The following is an 18,646-nucleotide window of genomic DNA, read 5'->3' as shown; positions in this document are numbered from 1 at the left end:
ACCCTTCTGATGGTTACTTTGCTCGGACGGCCGTAGCACTGTCTTTACCGCAAGACCCGAAGAGCTTGACTTCGGTCTTGATGCTAACCACGCACTTGTACTCAGGATTGATATTCGTCGCTTCCTTCTGGCAAGTGATGCCGCTGTCACTCAGATAGCGGGCCGGATCGCCGGCAGAGTTTTGAGTGAGCGCCCTCACACCGTTGATTTCTTTTTGCAGGCTGGCCCTTGCGACAGCTTCGGAGTAGTCGCTGCTATTCGTGCGATTTTCAAAAATGCAAGTGCTTCTTTGGGCGGCTACAGTTTGCTGGCTATTGTTGTCTCGTACAGCATCTCGCGTTGTGGTTGTTGTAGACGCTACACGTGCTTCACGGTCTCGGTCTGCATCATTGTGTTTTTGAGATTCACGCTCCGCCCTTGCCCTGTCGCGTTCCGTGGCTTGTTCGGCCGGTTTTCGATTGGCATTCGCGGACGCGGCATTTGTCTGGCGATCTATTCTGTTCAACAGCGCCGCGTCCTGCGCTCCCCTCTGGCGTATCTGGGCTCCGATGGCTGCGTTGTAGTCCCGCGTCGATTGCTGTTCCTGGGCTTCCCGGATAGATCGCTCATTTCGTTCTCTCAGCCGCTCAATCTCTTCAAGGCGCTCTTGCTCCTTCTTCTCGGCGTCTGCACGTTGTTGAGCGACTCTTGAGTCGTCTGCGCGCGCGGAGGACAGACTTGAGAACTGCTTACGGGCTACGTCATCGCCTCTTTGGGCCGCAGCGTCATACCAATAGATAGCCTTATTGCGATCCGACGAGGCGTATAAATCGCCTAGTTTGTGCTGGGCCAAAACATAACCTTGAATGGCAGCCTTGGTGTACCAATCAATGGCCAGTGATGAGGAGGAGGCGACTCCCTCGCCCTTTTCGTAAAGGTAACCCAGGTTGTACTGCGCAATCTTGTTGCCGTTAGACGCTGAAACTTCCGTCCACTTAAAAGAAGCAACGAGATCCCGCTTCATGCCCTGGCCCTTGTAGCACATCTCCCCCAGAATTCGTTGAGCCTCATCGTCGCCGCCATTGGCAATTGGAATCAATATTTTCAGTGCCTCGGCGTACTTTCCAGTCTTTAAAGCCGATAAGCCGTGATCCAAATCTACGCCGAAGGCAGGCAGGTTGACTGCCAGGAATAAGGCGATAAGCCCCAAGAATTTTAGATTTTTCATGCAGTCCCACTTTGGAAAAGCGCTTTGGAAGTAGCCGGTTTTGCCGCAATTTCTCGGCAAAGCATGCCAGCGTGCTTATGTGATGGCTAATTCGAAGGTGTTCATGACAGAAACCTTCAGAACAAGGATTTAGGCTTGGCTGGCTCGGCTGCTTTCTCCTGAGCCGCCTTTTGTTGACACAGCGCTACCGCGTGCTTGAAGGCATTGGCAGCACTTTGAGCAGTTTCCATATCGGGGACAGAAAAATTCACGGAGTATGTCCCGTTACGAGAAAGCGATTCTCGTGTTCCCCCTAGGAGGAAATCTTCCCTGCCATCCCTTTGCGAGGACTTCAGAATCTCCATTTGTGAATCCAAAAAAGCCTTGCTCAATCTACCTTGTCCACGATCGGCGTACGTGAGATACATGGATCTGATGCTTTTGACTTCGCCTGTTCTATACAGACCTACCTGTGCGTATGTCCCAAAAGGAGACGACACCCGAATCTTTTCCGACTCGATGGTCTGCAAATCAAAATAATAGGCCCCATATCCAAACTCAGCCCGGAGACCGCTCTGTGCGGGCAAGTAGCTTTCCCTGATCACGCTCAGCTTGCAGCCGTCAAATTCGATATTGGTTTTTTCGTCGGTGTCCAGGCGCCCTTGCCCCGTCATTCGAACGACGGAGATGCTTTCAAATTTTTGCGTGATCCACTGAGTCGTCTCTTCGAGCGTGGGCCCCGCTTTTTTCTTAATTTGCGGAAGCGGTGCTGCACCAAGTTGCGCATAGCAAGCGGTGGTCAAAAAAAAAGTTACCAGTGCTACTACTAATGCCTGACGATTTCTTCGCATACCTACTCCTCGATAAACATTTTGTTGCATTATCTGTGGTGGGCCCGACGTGGTCAATGCAGCGCAGTCGTCAGGCGTTGGGCGTTTCGGGATCAGAAGTCCGTCCGCGAAGTTGCAAGGCGTGCAGGTCTTGCTCGCAACATGTGAGAGTGAGCTCGGTACGAAAGCTCCCCAGCAGTGCCGTGTCTGCAACGCACAACCAATTCAAGCCGTGGCCCACTCAACGATGGAAAAACCGATGTCCACAATCGGCTGCGTGACGCCGCGGCCTTCGGCGCGGTCGGCGATGTACTGCGCGGCCGTTTGCCCGATGCGGGTGCCGTTGATGCGTACCGTGGCCGGGGCCGGCTGCAGGCTGGTTTCAGCTCTCGAGCGCAGCCGCCATGCGGTGCGGCATGAGGCGTTCGCGTGGCGCTGCGCCGCCCCACAGGCTCAGCATCAGGTCCACGATGACCGGTCCGAAATCCTGGTGCGGAATTTCGACTGAGGTGAGCCACGGGGCGAGCCAGGCATTGATCGGGTTGCCGTCGATGCCGACCAGCTCGCAGTCGCCGGGCACCCGGATTCCGCTCTCGCGGGCCACGCGGTGCAGCCCATAGGCGACCTGGTCGCTGATGCACATCGCGCCACGCGGCCAGGCACCGGGCGCCGCGAACTGGGCCGCGGCGGCGTAGCCGATTTCCAGGTGCGAGATCCCGGGGGCCTCCACCCGGCGGATCCGGTCGGCCGACAAGCCTCTGGCGACGGCCCGCTCGCAGAAGCCCTGCACGCGTTCCCGGGTCGTGGACGATCCGCGTGACGGAAATACCACGGCCGGCGCGTCGATGCCGCGGTCGAGCAGGTAGTCCGCGGCGGCGGCACCGGCCGCCAGGTTGTCCGGCCCCACGAAGGCGCAGGTGCCGAACGGGCTGCGCCGGCTCACGAAGACCATGGGCGCACCGCGCTCCACGAAGTCGCGCAGGCCGTCACTGGGCTGCGCCGCGACCATCACGTAGCCCTGCACGACCTGCGAACGCATGGCGTTGAGATAGTCGTCCTGCAGCTCCGGCCGGTCGTGCGTGTCGCACAGGATCATCGTGTAGCCGGCCTGGCGCAGCGCGGCCTCGGTGGAGGCGGCCAGCGTGGCCATCACCGGGTTGTCGAGGTTGGCGGCCAGCATCGCGACCAGGCGGCTCTCGCGGCTGCGTAGCGCGCGCCCCAGCTGGTTCGGGTGGTAGCCCACGGTCTTGATCGCCTCGCGCACGCGCGCCAGCGTTTCCGGCGAAGCCCGCCGGGTCTCGCCGTTCACGATGCGCGAGACGGTGGAGATGGAGACGCCGGCCTGCACGGCGACTTCGCTCAGCGAAACCGGGCCGACGCCCTTGCGCCTGCGCGGGGTGTCGTCGGTCATCGCTGCGGACGGCAGGCCTGCCGGGTCAGGACGCCGCAGCGGATGTCAGGTTGGCGCGAAGGCCGGACAGGCGGATGGCGAGGCGGGAGTCCGGCGAGTGGAAAGCGAAGCATCGATGGGTCGTATTGTGGGAAAACAGGGGGCGACGGCGGGTGGCCGACCGGCGGCGCGATCGGTGCGTGCCATCAACAACATATAACCGAGAAAACCGCGACTGACAAGTATGGCAAACGATTGCCAAGCGTTGGCAAACGTTTGCCATAATAGCCCAAAGCCGACAAGAATCGCAACACAACGGCACAAGAAGACATGGTTTTCACCTCGCCGGCGGCCGACGCCGCATCCTGAAGCCGACGACCGATCGGCCCACCTTCCTTTTTTCCAGAAAGAGACAAGCATGAACTTCCAGCTTCGTTCCCTCGCCAGGCACGCCATGCGCGCCGGCCTCCTGGGCGCCGCCGTCGCCACGCTGGGCACCAGCGCCTTCGCCGACATCCGTGTCATGTGCTACCAGGACGGCAATGAATGTGATGTCACGGCCGACCTGATCAAACGTTATGAAACCCAGAACGCCGGCGCCAAGGTGATCCTTGACATAGTGCCTTACAAGACCGTGGTCGAGCAGCTGCCCGTGCAGCTCGCGGCCGGCCAGGGCCCCGACATCGCGCGCGTCGCCGAGATCGGCGGCCTGTCGAAGAACTACATCGACATCAGTGCCTATGTGAAGGACCGCAAGTACTGGGAAGACAACTTCGGCAGCACCTTGCCCTGGATGCGCAACAAGGCGGGCGACAAGGGCATTTACGGCTTCCTGTCGCAGATGACCATGACCGGCCCCTTCGTCAACAAGACCTTGTTCGAGCAGGCCAAGGTGCCCATGCCCGGCCCCAAGGCCACCTGGGAAGAGTGGGTCGATGCGGCGCGCAAGGTGGCCAAGGCCACGCAGACCCCGGCCGCCATGGCCTGGGACCGCTCGGGCCACCGCTTCGCGGGCCCCGCCGTCAGCTACGGCGCGAAGATCTTCGACGCCAAGGGCAACCTCACGGTTGACGCGGGCTACAAGACCGCAGTGGGCAAGTTCGTCGGCTGGCACAAGGACGGCACCATGCTCAAGGACGTCTGGGGCGGCTCGGGCGGCTCCAGCTATGCCGATGCCGTGGGCGAATTCAAGAACGGCCGTGTGGTGATGATCCTGTCGGGTTCCTGGCAGATCAACCGCATGCAAAAGGAAATCGGCAATGCCTTCGACTGGGTCGCCGTACCCAACCCTTGCGGCCCCGCGGCCTGCTCGGGCATGCCCGGCGGCGCGGCCTGGGTGGCGCTGAAGACCACCAAGTCCCCGAAAGAGGTCGGCCGCTTCCTGGACTTCATGGCGCAGGAGGCCAATGTCGCCGAATTCGCATCGCGCACCAACACCATTCCAGCCCACGCCGGGGTGGCCAAGCGGGGCCTGGCCTACACCAGTGCGGGCCCGGCCGCCAAGGCGGCGCTCACCGTCTTTACCAACGGCACCGGCACCATCGCGGCCCCGGCCTACGCGCTGCAAGGCTACAAGTACAACCGCGCCTTGATGCTGCCGACCGTGACCCGCGTCACCCAGGCCATCGTGGGGGAGATCAGTGTGGACGAAGCCGTGACCAAGATCGGCACCGACATGGCCGAGGCGGTCAAACAAGCTGAGAAGTAGCACACCCCCGTGGCGCGCACTGCGTGTGCGCCTCCCCCCTTGCAGGGGGCGACAGCTGCGGCCCGGCAAAGCCGGTTCCGCGCTGTCACTGGCATAAGGCCGGGGCGTAGCGAGTGCCCTTGGGACAGTAGATCGGAGTCGGTATGTCAATCTTCTCGGCCTTTCTGGGCTTTTTGTTCAACCTGTTCGAGCCGGTCTTCCGGTTGGGCCAGAAATGGCTGGGCGCATCGCGCATAGGCTGGCTGTTTGTCGGGCCCAACCTGGTGATCATCAGCATCTTCACTTTTTTGCCGATTGTGGTGAACCTGGTGTATGCGGTGACCGGCGGGGTGAATTTGCTGCCCACGCAGCGGCCCTTCACGGGGCTGGAGAATTTCGCCATCCTGCTCGAATGCCGCGACTATGCGGACCTGCAAACCTGCCGCACCGACATCTTCTGGCGATCCATTGCCAACACGGTCAAGTTCAGCCTGATCCAGGTGGCCTTGATGGTGTTCTTCTCGCTGGCCACAGCCCTGGTGCTGAACCGAAAAATCATAGGCCGCGGTTTCTGGCGCGGCGTGTTCTTCTACCCGGTGCTGCTGTCGCCGGTGGTGGTGGCGCTGATCTGGAAATGGCTGCTGCAAAGCCAGGGCGTGTTCAATGCCGGCCTGGTGGCCATGGGCGGCTCGCCCATGGACTGGCTGCTGGACAGGCACTGGGCTTTCTTCTGGGTGGTGGTGGTGTCGATCTGGGCCCACATGGGCTTTTACACGCTGATCCTGCTGGCCGGCCTGCAGGCCATCCCGAAAGATGTGTATGAAGCCGCCGAGATGGACGCCGCGCCGCCCTGGCGCGTGCTCAGGCGCATCACGCTGCCGCTGCTCATGCCCAACCTGATCGTGGTGCTGGTGCTGGTAATGATCCGCGCGGTGCAAAGTTTTGACGAGGTCTTTGTGCTCACCGGCGGCGGCCCGGGCTCGGCCACCACCTTCATCGTGCAGTACATCTACCAGACCGGTTTTGCCGAGCAGATCCACCTCTACGGCCTGGCGGCAGCGGCCTCGCTGATCCTGGCGGCCGGACTGATGGCCCTGACGCTTGCGCAGTTGCGGCTGTCCAAGGCCAGCGAAGCCGGCAAGACAAAGAAATAAGCAGAGAACAGGACAAGGGTCATGGCAAATTTCTTTACCCGTACCAAGGGCCATAAACACGGTGGCACCCACCTGCATTGGACCGACTGGGTCTCCTACGCCTACCTGCTGGCCGGCCTGATCGTGATGTTCGGCCCGGTGCTGTGGCTCGTGGCATCGTCGTTCAAGACCGAAAGCGCGCTGAGCCAGTTCCCGCCCACCTTTTTGCCCTACACCCAGAAAGAAGTGGTGGTGGCCGGTTACGACAAGCCGCTGCCGTTGTATCAGGCCAAGGATGAGCAGGGCAAGACCCGCGAGCTGGCCCAGGTGCGGCGCATAGGCTTGGTCGCCACCATGGTCGACCCCGCGGCGCCGCAGACCGAGTTGCGCGTCAACATCAACGACCGCAAGCCGGTCAACGAACTCAAATTCGCCGGCAGCAATTACACCGAAATCTTCGGCAAGTTCGCCTTCGGCACCTATTTGTGGAACAGCGTGTTCATCACCGTGGTGGCCACCCTGCTCACGCTGCTGTTCAACTCCATGGCGGCCTTCGCGCTGTCCAAGTACCAGTTCACCGGGCAGAAGACGGTGTTCGTGCTGATCATCGCCACGCTGATGATTCCGCCCACCATCATTTTGGTGCCGGCCTTCCTGGTGATCTCGGAGCTCAACCTGCTCAACAACCTCTGGGGCGTGATCCTGCCCGCGGTGGCCACGCCCACCGGCGTGTTCCTACTGCGCCAGTACATGCTGACCATTCCCGACGAGCTGCTGGAGGCCGCGCGCATGGACAACGCCAGCGAGTGGCGCATCTACTGGAAGATCATTCTGCCGCTGGCCGCGCCGGCCATGGCGGTGCTGGCCATCTTCTCCTTCATGTGGCGCTGGAACGATTTCCTCTGGCCGCTGATCGTGCTGTCCAAGTCGGAGCACTTCACCCTGCAGCTCGCGCTCAACGCCTTCCAGGGCGAGCTCAACACGCAGTGGCATTACCTGCTGGCAATGACCGTGATCACGCTGATTCCGATCACCCTGGTCTTCGCCTTCCTGCAGAAATACATCGCGACCGGCATTGCCAGCGCCGGCGTCAAATAAACCGAGGACTCTCCCGTGGCCACTCTTGAACTCGCCAACGTCGTCAAAACCTTCGACAAAGCCACCATCATCCATGGTGTGGACCTAGCCGTCTCCGACGGTGAATTTGTGGTCTTCGTCGGCCCCTCGGGCTGCGGCAAATCCACCTTGCTGCGCATCATCTCGGGGCTGGAGCCGGCCAGCAGCGGCGACATCCGCATAGACGGCCAGCGCGTCAACGAGGTCAGCGCCGCGCACCGCGGCTGCTCCATGGTGTTCCAGTCCTATGCGCTGTACCCGCACATGAGCGTTTACGACAACATGGCCTTCGGCCTGGAAAACCTGGGCGTGGCCAAGGCGCTCATCGAAAGCAAGGTCAGCGCCGCCGCCGCCATGCTGCAGCTCACGCCGCTGCTGCAGCGCAAGCCGACCCAGCTTTCCGGCGGCCAGCGCCAGCGCGTGGCCATAGGCCGCTCCATCGTGCGCGAACCCAAACTGTTTTTGTTCGACGAGCCGCTGTCCAACCTGGACGCCGAGCTGCGCGTCTCCATGCGCGCCGAAATCCGCGACCTGCACGCCCGCCTGGGCGCGACCATGATTTACGTCACCCACGACCAGGTCGAGGCCATGACCATGGCCGACAAGATCGTGGTGCTGCGCGCCGGCCGCATCGAGCAGGTCGGCTCGCCGCTGGAACTGTACAACCGGCCCTGCAACCAGTTTGTGGCCGGCTTTATCGGCAGCCCGCGCATGAACTTCGTGCCGGCGGCCGAAATGCCCGGCGCCAAGGCCGGCGCCCAGACCGTGGGCATCAGGCCCGAGCACGCGCGACTGGCGGACGACGGCCCGCTGCAACTGGCGGTGTCGCAGGTCGAGCAACTGGGCAGCACCAGCATCCTGCACGGCACGGTGGTGGACGGCGCGCCTTTCGAGCTGATCCTGAGCGGCCAGACAAGCATCAAGCGCGGCGACACCGTGCGGGTGAGCGCGCCCGCGGAGCAGCTGCATTATTTCGACCAGAACGGCCTGCGCCTGTGAGCGCCATGCCCATCCCACACGACACGCCCGCCATGCGCCTGGACCATCCCCCCGTATTCGCCCTGCAATCCCGCAGCGGTAACCACCTTGTGCTGGGCAGCGACGGCGCCGCCGTGGCCCACATCTGGGTGCTTGAAGAAGACATCGTGCGCGTGATGCTGCTGCCGCAGGGCCGGCCGCAGATGCCGCGCAGCTGGACCGTGGCGCCCGGCCTGGAGAACCTGCCCGCCGAAGGCCGCGACCGATTTGACCTGAGCGGCTTTTCGCTGCCCGATTTTGCGTGTGAGCTTGTGCAGGACGGCGCGCAGTTGCGCATCAGCACCGCCGCCGTGCGCCTGAGCATCACGCTCAAGGGCTTCTTCTGCAACTGGGAAAGCCGGCACCAGGGCCGCTGGCAGGCCAGCGCCGCCGACCGCCCCACCCAGAGCTACAACTTCGGCTGGTGGGACGACAAGGTCTACCACTACCTGCAGCGCGAGCGCGGCGAGGCCTACTTCGGCCTGGGCGAGCGCGCCGGCGACGCCAACCGCGCCGGCCAGCGCTACCGCATGTGCAACCTGGACCCCATGGGCTACAGCGCGCGCAGCACCGACCCGCTGTACAAACACATCCCCTTCTACATCACGCGCAAGGGTGGCGAGCACGACGCCGGTTTGAGCTACGGCCTGTTCTACGACACCCTGTCCGACTGCAGCTTTGACATGGGCCGCGAGATGGACAACTACCACGGCCACTACCGCTACTTCGTGGCCGACCACGGCGACCTCGACCTGTATTACATCGCCGGCGACGGCCCGGCCGCCATCACGCGCCGCTACACTTGGCTCACTGGCCGGCCCATCTTCCCGCCGCGCTACGCGCTGGGTTATTCGGGCTCGACCATGAGCTACACCGACGCGCCGAATGCGCAGGAGCGCATGGGCGAATTCCTCGAGCGCTGCGAAGAGCACGACATTCCCTGCGACTCCTTTCACCTGTCCTCGGGCTACACCTCCATAGGCGGGGGGCGTTATGTGTTCCACTGGAACCGCGACAAATTCCCCGACCCCGCGCGCTTTGTGCAGAGCTACCTCGACCGCGGCGTGCGCCTGGTGCCCAACATCAAGCCCGCGCTGCTCAGCAACCACCCGCGCTTCGAGGAAGCCCGGCAAGCCGGCCTGCTGGTGCAGGATCCGGACGGCCAGCCCACCGCCATCCAGTTCTGGGACGGCACCGGCGCTTACCTCGACTTCACCAACCCCAAGACCATTGCCTGGTGGAAAAAGCAGGTCACCGAACAGCTGCTGCAATACGGCATTCCAGCCACCTGGAACGACAACAACGAATACGAAATCTGGAGCGACAAGGCGCTGGCCCACGGCTTCGGCGCGCCGCGGCCCGCGCGCGAGGTGCGCCCACTGCAGACCCTGTTGATGATGCAGGCCTCGCACGCCGCGCAGACCGAGTTCGCGCCCGCCGAGCGGCCTTACCTGGTGTCGCGCTCAGGCGCCGCCGGCATGCAGCGTTATGTGCAGACCTGGTCGGGCGACAACTACACGGCCTGGGAGACGCTGCGCTACAACATCCGCATGGGCCTGGGCCTGGCGATGTCGGGCGTCTCCAACACCGGGCATGACATAGGCGGCTTCTCCGGGCCCGCGCCCGGGCCCGAGTTGCTGCTGCGCTGGGTGCAGCACGGCATCTTTTTGCCGCGCTTCAGCATCCATTCGTGGAACGACGACAAGACCGTCAACGAACCCTGGATGTACCCCGAGGCCACGCCCCAGGTACGCGCGCTGATACGCCTGCGCTACCGGCTCATGCCTTATCTGTACGACCTGGTGTGGCGCTACCACAGCGCCTACGAGCCCATCATCCGCCCGACCTACCACGACTTCCCCGAAGATGCGCGCTGCCTGGAGGAAAACGACGACATGCTGCTGGGTGCCAACTTGCTGGTCGCGTCAGTGGTCGAACCCGGCCAGACGCAGCGCCCCGTATGGCTGCCCGGCACCGGGGGCTGGTACGAGGTGCACACGGCGCGGCGCTTTGATGCCGGCCAGTCCATAACGCTGGAGGCGCCGCTGGACGGCCCGCCGCCTGTGCTCGCGCGCGAAGGCTGCGCAATACCGCTCAACCTCGGCGAGGTCCATTTTGCCAGCGCGCAGGATGTGCGCGGCTTCCAGGTCTTTCCGCAGCAGGGTGAGGGCGGTTTTGAGGCCAGCTGCTTTGAAGACGACGGCCATAGCCAGGCCTGGCGCAGCGGGGCTTATGGGCAGTGGCGCCTGCGCGTTGAGTCCAGCGAACAAGGCCTGCACATCGCTGTATCCCGCGAGGGCGCTAAGCCGCCTGTGCAAGACACCCTGGTCTTGCTGCTGCCCGCCGCCGAGCAACGCAAGCTCAGCTTTGCCGGTGCGGTGCTCGCGCAGGAGCAGCAGGAAGGCGCCTGGCGGCGGCTGACGCTAAAGCTTTAGCCTTGGCCCGGCGGCGCCACCGCGGCGCCTTCTATGCCATGGCGCGCCAGGGCCTCGGCCACAAAACCACTGGCCTTCATCTTTTCGACAAAAGCGCGCAGCTCGTCAGCGGCCGCTTCGCCGCGCGTCTTGGGCACGCCCATGGCCTGCCGTATCACCATGAAGTGGCCCGGCAGCAAACGCAATCCACCCCTCTGCCGGGCATCGGCTTCCAGCTGCTGCTTGACGCCGGCCGCGACATCGAGGTTTTGTTCGATAAAAGTGGCCACCGTGGTCGGCGAGCTTGGCGCCCTGACGATTTCGGCGTGCTTGAGTTCCCGGGTCAGGAACAGGTCGTAAGCGCTGCCCAGGCCCACCGCGACGCGGCGGCCGGTTTTGTCCACCTCTTCGTTTGCGCTTAACGGGGAGTCTTCGCGCACCAGGTAGCAGCCCTCGATCAGCACATAGGGCGCGGTGAACGCGATCTCCTTGCCGCGCACCGGGTCGATCGCAAAAAAACCAAAATCAGCACGCTCCTCGTTCACCGCCTGCACGGACTTGGCCGCAGTATCCAGCACCACCAGTTCCAGGGGCACGCCCAGCCGCTGCGCAAAGGCTTTTGCCAGGTCTATGGACACACCGAAAGGCGCGCCCGTGGCCGGGTCGGCATTGGCCAGGATGGGGTTGCCCAGGTTGATGGAGGCGCGCAGCGTTCCGGTTGGCGCAAACAGCTTGGCAAGCGAGGCGTTGGTGGCCATCGAGGTTTCCTTTTTCAGGTGGCGAGGATGTTGGTGATTTTCTTCGAATTGTGCGATGTGCCGGAGTAGTGCCCGCACTCCAGCAGGCTGGGCAGGTTCAAGGGCACCAGGCCCTAGCCCGCATGGCTCTGAACCTTGTAGACCTGCCAGACCCCTGAGCTTTGCTTGCGCAGGTAGAAGCGAACCGAGCAATCAAAAAAATCCACGCTGACTTCCGCCGGGTCCGGGTCCTGCTTGCCCGCCAGGCGGCGAAGGCGGTTGCCATTGGTCTGGAAGGGTGTGAACGAGCTCGGGTTGATGCAGCCGCGCAAACGGGCTTTCCAGCCGGCCTCAGCCTCTACGCCTTCGATGTAGGCCCGGGTCGCGGCGATGGTCTCTTCCGGCCTGTGCTCGCGCTTGATCCAGAAAGCTAGGAGCGCCGCAGCGGCGATGGACGCGGCGATCATGGAAATCATGGTTTTGTGCATAGGTGTTGATTCGCGCTGAAGTCTGTCCCCATCTTTGCATCAAAAGCGCGCCAGGGGTCTTGCATCGAGGCCTTGAGCCCGGTGAAGCCGTGTCCATCGGGCCGACATACCGCGGCGGGCGGCTAAAGCTTTTGCAGCAGCTCGCGCATGGCCTGCAGCGGCAGTTCGCGGCTGCGGCCGCGGCGCAAGGCCAGAGAAAACTGCGACTGGTAGCCAAACTCGGCGGGCAGCAGCACCTTCAGCCGGCCCTGCTCGACCCAGGACTGGGCATAGTGCTCGGGCAGATAGCCGATGTAGCCGCCCGACAGTATCAGGATCAGCTGGGCTTCCATGCTCTCCACCGTGGCCACGCTGCGCTTGAAGCCGTGCCGGCCCAGCTCGGTCTGGCTCCAGTAGCTGCGGCTCACTACGTTGAGTTCGGAAACCACCGCTGGCTGCAGTTTCTTCTGTGTAAAGCAGGGATGCCGGTCGCTGCAATACAGCCATTGCTGCTCGCGGTAGAGCGGCTGATAGACGAGGCCATTGGCTTTGGCGGGGAAGAAGCCCACGGCGATGTCGAGTTCGTTGTCGAGGAGGCCCTTCTGCAGCTCATAGGGGCTGCGGATCATCAGGCTCAGGTGCATGCCCGGGTACTTGCCGGAAAACACCCCTATCGCCTGGGCCAGCGGCAGCGAGGCATCGGTCACCGTGGTGTCGAGCACGCCCATCTTCAGCGTGCCGCCGAGCTCGCCCTTGAGCGACCGGGTGTAGAGATCAAAGCTGTCCAGCTCGCCCAGCACGCGCAGGGTTTCCGACAGCAGCAACTCACCCTTGGCCGTCAGCGCAAAGCCGCCACGTCCGCGCCGGCACAGCGAGAAGCCGACATCACTTTCCAGCTGGGCCATATAGGTGCTGATGGCCGAGGTGGTGAGGTTCAGCTCCTGCTGCGCCCGGGCAAAACCCTGGTGGCGGGCCACGGCCGCAAAAATCCGCAACAGCTTGAGGTCAGCGCTTTGTGCCATGGGACGACCTTGTATTTAGTTATGAAATTCTAAAACTGATTATTTGGTTACTGCTATTTTTTCATAACCCAGACTGGCTAAAGTTCGACCCATCGCAGCCCGCAGGCGAGCTGCCACATGAAAAGGCCTATGCATGGTGTCCAAAGTTCTGTACCAACCCCAAAGCGGCAACGAGATGCCCCGGTTTGCCGGCCGCGCCACCATGATGCGGCTGCCCGCCATGGAGACGGCCGAGGGCCTGGATGCGGCCTTTATCGGCGTGCCCCTGGACATTGGTACCTCGCTGCGCGCCGGCACCCGCTTCGGGCCGCGCCAGATCCGGGCCGAGTCCGTGATGATCCGGCCCTACAACATGGCCACGGGCGCCGCCCCCTTCGATTCCCTGGCCGTGGCGGACATCGGCGACGTGGCCATCAATACCTACAACCTGCTGGAGTCGGTGCGCATCATCGAGGACAGCTATACCCGGCTGATGCAGTACCCGGTGGTGCCCATGACCCTGGGCGGCGACCACACCATCACCCTGCCGATTCTGCGGGCCATCGCGCGCAAGCACGGCCCCGTGGCCCTGGTGCATGTGGACGCCCATACCGACACCAACGACGACATGTTCGGTGAAAAAATCGCCCACGGCACCACCTTCCGGCGTGCGGTGGAAGAGGGCTTGCTGGACTGCGGCCGCGTGGTCCAGATCGGCCAGCGCGCGCAAGGCTATGCGAGCGGCGACTTCCAGTGGGGCGTGGACCAGGGCTTTCGCCTGGTGCAGGCCGAGCAATGCTGGTACCAGTCGCTGGCGCCGCTGATGGCCGAGGCGCGGGCCCAGATCGGCGACAGGCCGGTGTACCTCACATTTGACATCGACGGCATAGACCCCGCCTGGGCACCCGGCACCGGTACACCCGAGGTCGGCGGCCTGACCGCCATCCAGGCGCTGGAAATCGTGCGCGGCTGCCGTGGCATGAACATCGTCGGCTGTGACCTGGTCGAGGTGTCGCCGCCGTATGACCTCAGCGGCAATACCTCCCAGCTGGCAGCGAACTTGCTTTACGAAATGCTGTGTGTACTGCCCGGCGTGGCGTACCGCTAACAGCTCTTTGTCCATGGAACTCAAGATATTCCGCTCTACCTGGGGTGCGCAAGGCGATATGGCCGCGTGCGTGGCCCAGCTGCGCGAAGCCGGTTGCGCCGGCCTGGAGGCCCGCCTGCCGATGGATGCACCGGCGCGGCGCGCGCTGCGTGGCAGCCTGCAGGCCGAAGCGCTGGACTACATCGCCACCGTGTTCAGCGGCGCCGATGTGATTCCGCGCCAGCAAGACGGGCCGCAGGTGCATTTACGGCACCTGGCACGGGCCTTCGATGCCGCGGCGGAACTGGCTCCCCGTTTCGTCAACTTGCTGGCCGGCAACGACCGCTGGCCGCTGGCGGCGCAGGTGGATTTTCTGGGCCGGGCCCAGGCCCTGGCCGATGCCGCGGGCATCGCCTGCACTTTTGAAACCCACCGCGCAAGCTCGCTGTACAGCCCCTGGGTCACGCTGGACATTGTGCGCCAGCTGCCGCAGCTGCAGTACACGGCCGACATCAGCCACTGGGTGGTGGTGTGCGAGCGCCTGCTGGACGACCCGCTGGACGACCTGACGCCGTTCCTGGAGCGCGTGCACCATGTTCAGGCCCGCGTGGCCTACGCCCAGGGCCCGCAGGTGCCCGACCCGGCCGCGCCCGAATACGCCGCCGAGCTGGCGTTCCACCAACGCATCTGGGAGTCGGTCTGGGCGCTGCAGCTGCGCAAGGGCTACGCCACCACCACGCTGACCCCCGAGTTCGGCCCCGACGGCTACATGCATCTGCTGCCCTACACCCGCAGCCCGGTGGCGGACCTGTGGCAGGTGAATCGCTGGATGGCGCTGGAAGAACGGCGGCATTTCGAACGCTGGTCGCAACACCACCTTTCTCAACCTCACACCACGGCAGGACCCTGACCATGCAACCCGGACAACGTAATTTCACGGCCTTGCCCGTGATCAACATCCGCGGCCTCTTTAGCGACAGCCTGGCGCAACGCCAGGCGGTGGCCGACGCACTCGGTGCGGCAGCCCGCGATGTGGGCTTTTTCTACGTCGTCGGCCACGGCATCGATGCCGGGCTGATCGCCGGCCTGCGCCAGGCCGGCCGCACCCTGTTCGCGCAGCCGATGGAGTGGAAGATGCGCTACTACATCGGTGAATCCTGGGGCCATAAAGGCTATGTGCCCGAGGGCGAAGAGGTGTATTCCAAAGGCCGGCCCGACCACAAGGAGGCGTTTGACATCGGCTTCGAGACGCCGGATGACCACCCGCTGGTACTGGCCGGCACACCGCTGATCGGCAACAACAAGTGGCCGGATCTGCCCGGGTTCAAAGCCGCCGTGGCCGGCTACTACGCGGCCGTGTTCGCGCTCGGCCGCCAGCTGTTCCGTGGTTTTGCCTTGTCGCTGGGCCAGCCCGAAGACGCCTTCGAGGCCCTGGTGACCTGCCCGCCGTCCAAGTTGCGGCTGATCCACTACCCGGTGGACACCGAGGCCGTCGACGCCCCCGGCATAGGCGCGCATACCGACTACGAGTGCTTCACCCTGCTGCTGGCCGACCAGCCGGGCCTGGAGGTGCTGAACGACCAGGGCGCATGGATCGATGCGCCGCCGTATGCCGAAGCCGGCCCAAACGGTGAAGAGGCTTTCGTGATCAACATCGGCGACATGCTGGAAGTGATGACCGCCGGCGCTTTCCCCGCCACTTCGCACCGTGTCCGCAAGGTGCAGCATGAGCGCTATTCCTTCCCGCTGTTCTTCGCCTGCGATTACCACACCCGCATCCGGCCGCTGCCGCAGTTCGCGAAGGGCGCCGCGACCACCCGCTACAGCGAGCTGTCGATCGGCGAGCACATGTATTCGCAAGCCCAGCAGACCTACACCTACCTCAAACGCAAGCTGCAGGCCGGTGAGATTGCGTTGCCCGACGGCGCGCTGAAGCCGAACAGCTTCGGCCACCTGAAGTCCCAGGCCGGCGCCTGAACCCTTTTTCGTTTCCCTTGTTCGTCCACCCACCCCAGGAGTTAGCTACCATGATGAAAACCATCCGTACCGCGTCCCTCAACCGCAGCCTGCTGGCTGTCGCACTGGCGGCCTTGCTGCCGGTCGCCGCATTCGCCCAAACCATCGTGCCCGGCCAGATCAAGGTCGGCATGGAGATCACCTATCCTCCATTTGAATCCTGGCAAGGCGACAAGGTGGTGGGCTTCGACCCCGATGTGGCCGAAATGCTGGGCCGCGAGATGAAGACCAAGCCCGCCTTCGTGGACACCAAGTTTCCCAGCCTGATTCTCGGCCTGGGCAGCGGCCAGTTCGACACGGTGATCTCCGGCATGTACATCACCCCGGAGCGCACCGCCCAGGCCGATGCCATCGCCTATGCCCGCACCGGCGCGTCCATCATGGTGGCCAAGGACGGCGGCGTCGCACCCAAGACCGAGCAGGAGTTGTGCGGCCTGAAAGTGGGCTTGCAGCAGGGCACCAGCTGGGTTGCCGCGCTGAAAAAGCTGTCCGCCGAATACTGCGTGCCGAACGGCAAGCCCGCCGTGGCGGTGAGCGAGTTCCCCACCGCGCCCGAGGTGTCGCAAGCCCTGCTGTCCAAGAACGTCCAGGCGCAGCTTGAGATTGCCGGCGCCGCGAAGATGCTTGCAGAGCGCAGCAAGGGCCGCATCGCCATCAGCTCGACGGGCCTGGTGTATCCGCAAACCCTGGGCATCTACGTGAAGAAGGGCAACACGGCCCTGTACCAGGCGTTTGAGAAAGCCCTGGCTGCCGTGAAAGCCAGCGGCGAGTACGCGGCCCTGGTCAAGAAGTACGACCTTGAGCCGATCGCGGCAAAGTAAGGTCTCACCCCCAGGCTGCAGTGCTGCGCATCTTTCGCCTGTCCCCTTGCACGGAGCGATGCCCGTGGCCCGGCGAAGCCGGTTCCACGGCTTCTACGGGAGGGGGCATCCTGCCTGCCTGCCTGCGCCTGGGGAGCCGTTGTCAAGCAAGTCAACACGCGAGGGCGTGGCGCTGCTGCGCCTTTTCGATAGTTTTGCCTCCTGGAGCCTTTGCATGGAACTGGATTGGTCGTATTTTTTCTCGCTGTTTTCCATGAGGGTTTTCTGGCGGGCGTGTGTGACCGTGGTGCAACTGGGCTCACTGGCCTGGACGCTGGGCCTGGTGCTGGGTTTCTTCCTGGCCTGTGCGCGCATCTCTGCGACCCGTTGGGTCAGTGCGTTGGCGAGGGTTTATATCTGGTTGTTCCGAAGCGTGCCCTTGCTGGTGGTGGTGGTGTTCGTATTCAACCTGCCGCAGATCTTTCCGGCAAGCCGCGGCGTGATCGGCGAGCCGTTTTTTGCCGGCCTGGTCGCCATGGTGCTGACCGAGGCCGCCTACATGGCGGAAATTCACCGCGGCGGCCTGCTGTCGGTGGCGCGCGGCCAGCGCGAGGCAGGCCGCGCGTTGGCCCTGGGTCGCTTTGGCGCGATGCGGCTGATCGTGGTGCCGCAGGCGTTTCGCATTGCGCTGCCCACGCTGATCAACGAATTCGTCACCATCATCAAGCTGACCTCGCTGGTCTCGGTGATCTCGTTGCCCGAGCTCCTGATGACCGGCTTGCGGCTGTATTCGCAAAATTTCCTGGTGATGGAAACCCTGCTGGGCGTGGCGGTGTATTACGTGATGCTGGTCACCGTATTCAGCACGCTGCTGGGCTGGCTGGAAAAGCGCCTGGACCTGCAGCTGCGCCGCCCCACCACTTTGGACGATGCGGCCTGCGCCAGCCTGCGCAGCCGTCTCGGCGGCCCGGCGGCGATACGCCCGGTGGTTGCGGCCCCCGGCCAGCCTGCCGCCCTGGAGCTGCGCAACATCCACAAGGCCTACGGTGCGCACCAGGTGCTCAAGGGCGTCAGTTTGCAGGTCGGCGCAGGCCAGGTGATCTCCATCATCGGCCCGTCCGGCTCGGGGAAAACCTCGCTGATCCGCACCATCAACGCTCTGGAGAAGATCGACCAGGGCGAGATCATCCTGTTCGGCGAAAGCCACATCCACGCCCACGAATCTCTGGAGAGCCGCCGGGTGCGCAAGGGCGTACGCCGCATCGGCATGGCTTTCCAGAGCTTCAACCTGTTCCCGCACCTCAGCGTGCTGGACAATGTGCTGCTGGCGCCGTGCTACCACGGCCAGCCCGCGGATGCCGGGCAGCGCCAGACCCGGGCCCAGAAACTGCTCGACAAGGTCGGCTTGCTGGCACACCAGCACAAGTACCCGCACCAGCTGTCCGGCGGCCAGCAGCAGCGCGTGGCGATTGCCCGCGCGCTGGCCATGTCGCCCGACGTGATGCTGTTCGATGAGCCGACCTCGGCCCTCGACCCCGAACTGGTCGGCGAGGTGTTGAAGGTGATCCAGGACCTGGCGCAAGAGGGCATGACCATGGTGATCGTGACCCACGAAATGGACTTCGCGCTGGCGATCTCCGACCGTGTGCTGTTCATGGAGAACGGCCTGATCCAGCTCGACGCCGCGCCGCGGCAGATACAACAACCCGACGCGCCGGATGGCACAACGCAGCGCGTGCGTCGATTCATGGGATTGGAATCCTGA

General features: G+C 63.6%; 16 protein-coding genes and 1 pseudogene. 10 read left to right on the top strand and 7 right to left on the bottom strand.

The window, feature by feature from the left end; translation table 11 throughout:
• Positions 1-13: 13 nt before the first annotated feature.
• The 4 genes and pseudogenes from AC1DUN_RS03100 to AC1DUN_RS03085 form a co-directional block, all read right to left on the bottom strand.
• A complete protein-coding gene (locus AC1DUN_RS03100; RefSeq protein ID WP_477712671.1) occupies positions 14-1,207 on the bottom strand; it encodes a tetratricopeptide repeat protein in 1,194 nt (397 codons plus the stop codon).
• Between the two features lie 116 nt (positions 1,208-1,323).
• Positions 1,324-2,037 (bottom strand): hypothetical protein, encoded by a 714-nt coding sequence (locus AC1DUN_RS03095; protein ID WP_477712670.1) that lies wholly within the window; start codon positions 2,035-2,037, stop codon positions 1,324-1,326.
• Positions 2,038-2,241: 204 nt separating this feature from the next.
• A pseudogene (locus AC1DUN_RS03090) lies at positions 2,242-2,385 on the bottom strand (GntR family transcriptional regulator); the annotation flags it as partial.
• Positions 2,386-2,398: 13 nt separating this feature from the next.
• Positions 2,399-3,427, bottom strand: a complete 1,029-nt coding sequence (locus AC1DUN_RS03085) for a LacI family DNA-binding transcriptional regulator (RefSeq protein ID WP_477712669.1) — start codon at positions 3,425-3,427, stop codon at positions 2,399-2,401.
• Positions 3,428-3,824: 397 nt separating this feature from the next.
• On the opposite strand from AC1DUN_RS03085, the gene AC1DUN_RS03080 reads away from it, so the two are divergent.
• The 5 genes from AC1DUN_RS03080 to AC1DUN_RS03060 all read left to right on the top strand — a co-directional run bounded on the left by AC1DUN_RS03080 (position 3,825) and on the right by AC1DUN_RS03060 (position 10,794).
• Positions 3,825-5,114 carry an ABC transporter substrate-binding protein gene (locus AC1DUN_RS03080; RefSeq protein WP_477712668.1) on the top strand — a complete coding sequence of 430 codons (1,290 nt, stop codon included), beginning with the start codon at positions 3,825-3,827 and terminating at the stop codon, positions 5,112-5,114.
• Positions 5,115-5,257: 143 nt separating this feature from the next.
• Positions 5,258-6,247, top strand: coding sequence for a carbohydrate ABC transporter permease (locus AC1DUN_RS03075; protein ID WP_477661617.1), 990 nt, complete (start codon positions 5,258-5,260; stop codon positions 6,245-6,247).
• A 21-nt stretch (positions 6,248-6,268) separates the two neighbouring features.
• Positions 6,269-7,324, top strand: coding sequence for a carbohydrate ABC transporter permease (locus AC1DUN_RS03070; RefSeq protein ID WP_477712667.1), 1,056 nt, complete (start codon positions 6,269-6,271; stop codon positions 7,322-7,324).
• A 15-nt stretch (positions 7,325-7,339) separates the two neighbouring features.
• Positions 7,340-8,341: an ABC transporter ATP-binding protein gene (locus tag AC1DUN_RS03065; protein ID WP_477712666.1), complete on the top strand. Its 1,002-nt coding sequence runs from the start codon at positions 7,340-7,342 to the stop codon at positions 8,339-8,341.
• A gap of 32 nt (positions 8,342-8,373) precedes the next feature.
• Positions 8,374-10,794 (top strand): TIM-barrel domain-containing protein, encoded by a 2,421-nt coding sequence (locus AC1DUN_RS03060; RefSeq protein WP_477713121.1) that lies wholly within the window; start codon positions 8,374-8,376, stop codon positions 10,792-10,794.
• Here the strand turns inward: AC1DUN_RS03060 and AC1DUN_RS03055 are convergent.
• The 3 genes from AC1DUN_RS03055 to AC1DUN_RS03045 all read right to left on the bottom strand — a co-directional run bounded on the left by AC1DUN_RS03055 (position 10,791) and on the right by AC1DUN_RS03045 (position 12,999).
• Positions 10,791-11,531, bottom strand: a complete 741-nt coding sequence (locus AC1DUN_RS03055) for an ABC transporter substrate-binding protein (RefSeq protein ID WP_477712665.1) — start codon at positions 11,529-11,531, stop codon at positions 10,791-10,793. The genes AC1DUN_RS03060 and AC1DUN_RS03055 overlap by 4 nt on opposite strands.
• A gap of 113 nt (positions 11,532-11,644) precedes the next feature.
• Positions 11,645-11,986: a hypothetical protein gene (locus AC1DUN_RS03050; protein ID WP_477712664.1), complete on the bottom strand. Its 342-nt coding sequence runs from the start codon at positions 11,984-11,986 to the stop codon at positions 11,645-11,647.
• Between the two features lie 134 nt (positions 11,987-12,120).
• Positions 12,121-12,999 (bottom strand): LysR family transcriptional regulator, encoded by an 879-nt coding sequence (locus tag AC1DUN_RS03045; protein ID WP_477712663.1) that lies wholly within the window; start codon positions 12,997-12,999, stop codon positions 12,121-12,123.
• A 133-nt stretch (positions 13,000-13,132) separates the two neighbouring features.
• Here AC1DUN_RS03045 and speB point away from each other — a divergent pair, with 133 nt between their 5' ends.
• The 5 genes from speB to AC1DUN_RS03020 all read left to right on the top strand — a co-directional run bounded on the left by speB (position 13,133) and on the right by AC1DUN_RS03020 (position 18,646).
• Positions 13,133-14,086, top strand: a complete 954-nt coding sequence (gene speB, locus AC1DUN_RS03040) for an agmatinase (protein WP_477664687.1) — start codon at positions 13,133-13,135, stop codon at positions 14,084-14,086.
• Between the two features lie 13 nt (positions 14,087-14,099).
• Entirely contained in the window at positions 14,100-14,975 is an 876-nt protein-coding gene (locus tag AC1DUN_RS03035; protein WP_477712662.1) for a sugar phosphate isomerase/epimerase family protein, read from the top strand.
• 2 nt (positions 14,976-14,977) lie between these two features.
• Positions 14,978-16,042 (top strand): isopenicillin N synthase family dioxygenase, encoded by a 1,065-nt coding sequence (locus tag AC1DUN_RS03030; protein ID WP_477712661.1) that lies wholly within the window; start codon positions 14,978-14,980, stop codon positions 16,040-16,042.
• 50 nt (positions 16,043-16,092) lie between these two features.
• Positions 16,093-16,902 carry a transporter substrate-binding domain-containing protein gene (locus AC1DUN_RS03025; RefSeq protein ID WP_477712660.1) on the top strand — a complete coding sequence of 270 codons (810 nt, stop codon included), beginning with the start codon at positions 16,093-16,095 and terminating at the stop codon, positions 16,900-16,902.
• Between the two features lie 214 nt (positions 16,903-17,116).
• Positions 17,117-18,646 (top strand): amino acid ABC transporter permease/ATP-binding protein, encoded by a 1,530-nt coding sequence (locus AC1DUN_RS03020; protein ID WP_477712659.1) that lies wholly within the window; start codon positions 17,117-17,119, stop codon positions 18,644-18,646.

This window comes from Polaromonas sp. P4_F6 (genome assembly GCF_056401275.1).
The sequence above is the reverse complement of the archived record's forward strand: the minus strand, read 5'-3'. Positions and strand labels throughout refer to the sequence as shown.

Bases quoted from the DNA above. Each gene is read 5' to 3' on its own strand.
- AC1DUN_RS03070 (WP_477712667.1), top strand. From the start codon at position 6,269: ATGGCAAATTTCTTTACCCGTACCAAGGGCCATAAACACGGTGGCACC.
- AC1DUN_RS03035 (WP_477712662.1), top strand. From the start codon at position 14,100: ATGGAACTCAAGATATTCCGCTCTACCTGGGGTGCGCAAGGCGATATG.
- speB (WP_477664687.1), top strand. From the start codon at position 13,133: ATGGTGTCCAAAGTTCTGTACCAACCCCAAAGCGGCAACGAGATGCCC.
- AC1DUN_RS03075 (WP_477661617.1), top strand. From the start codon at position 5,258: ATGTCAATCTTCTCGGCCTTTCTGGGCTTTTTGTTCAACCTGTTCGAG.
- AC1DUN_RS03095 (WP_477712670.1), bottom strand. From the start codon at position 2,037: ATGCGAAGAAATCGTCAGGCATTAGTAGTAGCACTGGTAACTTTTTTT.
- AC1DUN_RS03100 (WP_477712671.1), bottom strand. From the start codon at position 1,207: ATGAAAAATCTAAAATTCTTGGGGCTTATCGCCTTATTCCTGGCAGTC.
- AC1DUN_RS03030 (WP_477712661.1), top strand. From the start codon at position 14,978: ATGCAACCCGGACAACGTAATTTCACGGCCTTGCCCGTGATCAACATC.
- AC1DUN_RS03055 (WP_477712665.1), bottom strand. From the start codon at position 11,531: ATGGCCACCAACGCCTCGCTTGCCAAGCTGTTTGCGCCAACCGGAACG.
- AC1DUN_RS03025 (WP_477712660.1), top strand. From the start codon at position 16,093: ATGATGAAAACCATCCGTACCGCGTCCCTCAACCGCAGCCTGCTGGCT.
- AC1DUN_RS03085 (WP_477712669.1), bottom strand. From the start codon at position 3,427: ATGACCGACGACACCCCGCGCAGGCGCAAGGGCGTCGGCCCGGTTTCG.
- AC1DUN_RS03060 (WP_477713121.1), top strand. From the start codon at position 8,374: ATGCGCCTGGACCATCCCCCCGTATTCGCCCTGCAATCCCGCAGCGGT.
- AC1DUN_RS03050 (WP_477712664.1), bottom strand. From the start codon at position 11,986: ATGATTTCCATGATCGCCGCGTCCATCGCCGCTGCGGCGCTCCTAGCT.
- AC1DUN_RS03045 (WP_477712663.1), bottom strand. From the start codon at position 12,999: ATGGCACAAAGCGCTGACCTCAAGCTGTTGCGGATTTTTGCGGCCGTG.
- AC1DUN_RS03020 (WP_477712659.1), top strand. From the start codon at position 17,117: ATGGAACTGGATTGGTCGTATTTTTTCTCGCTGTTTTCCATGAGGGTT.
- AC1DUN_RS03080 (WP_477712668.1), top strand. From the start codon at position 3,825: ATGAACTTCCAGCTTCGTTCCCTCGCCAGGCACGCCATGCGCGCCGGC.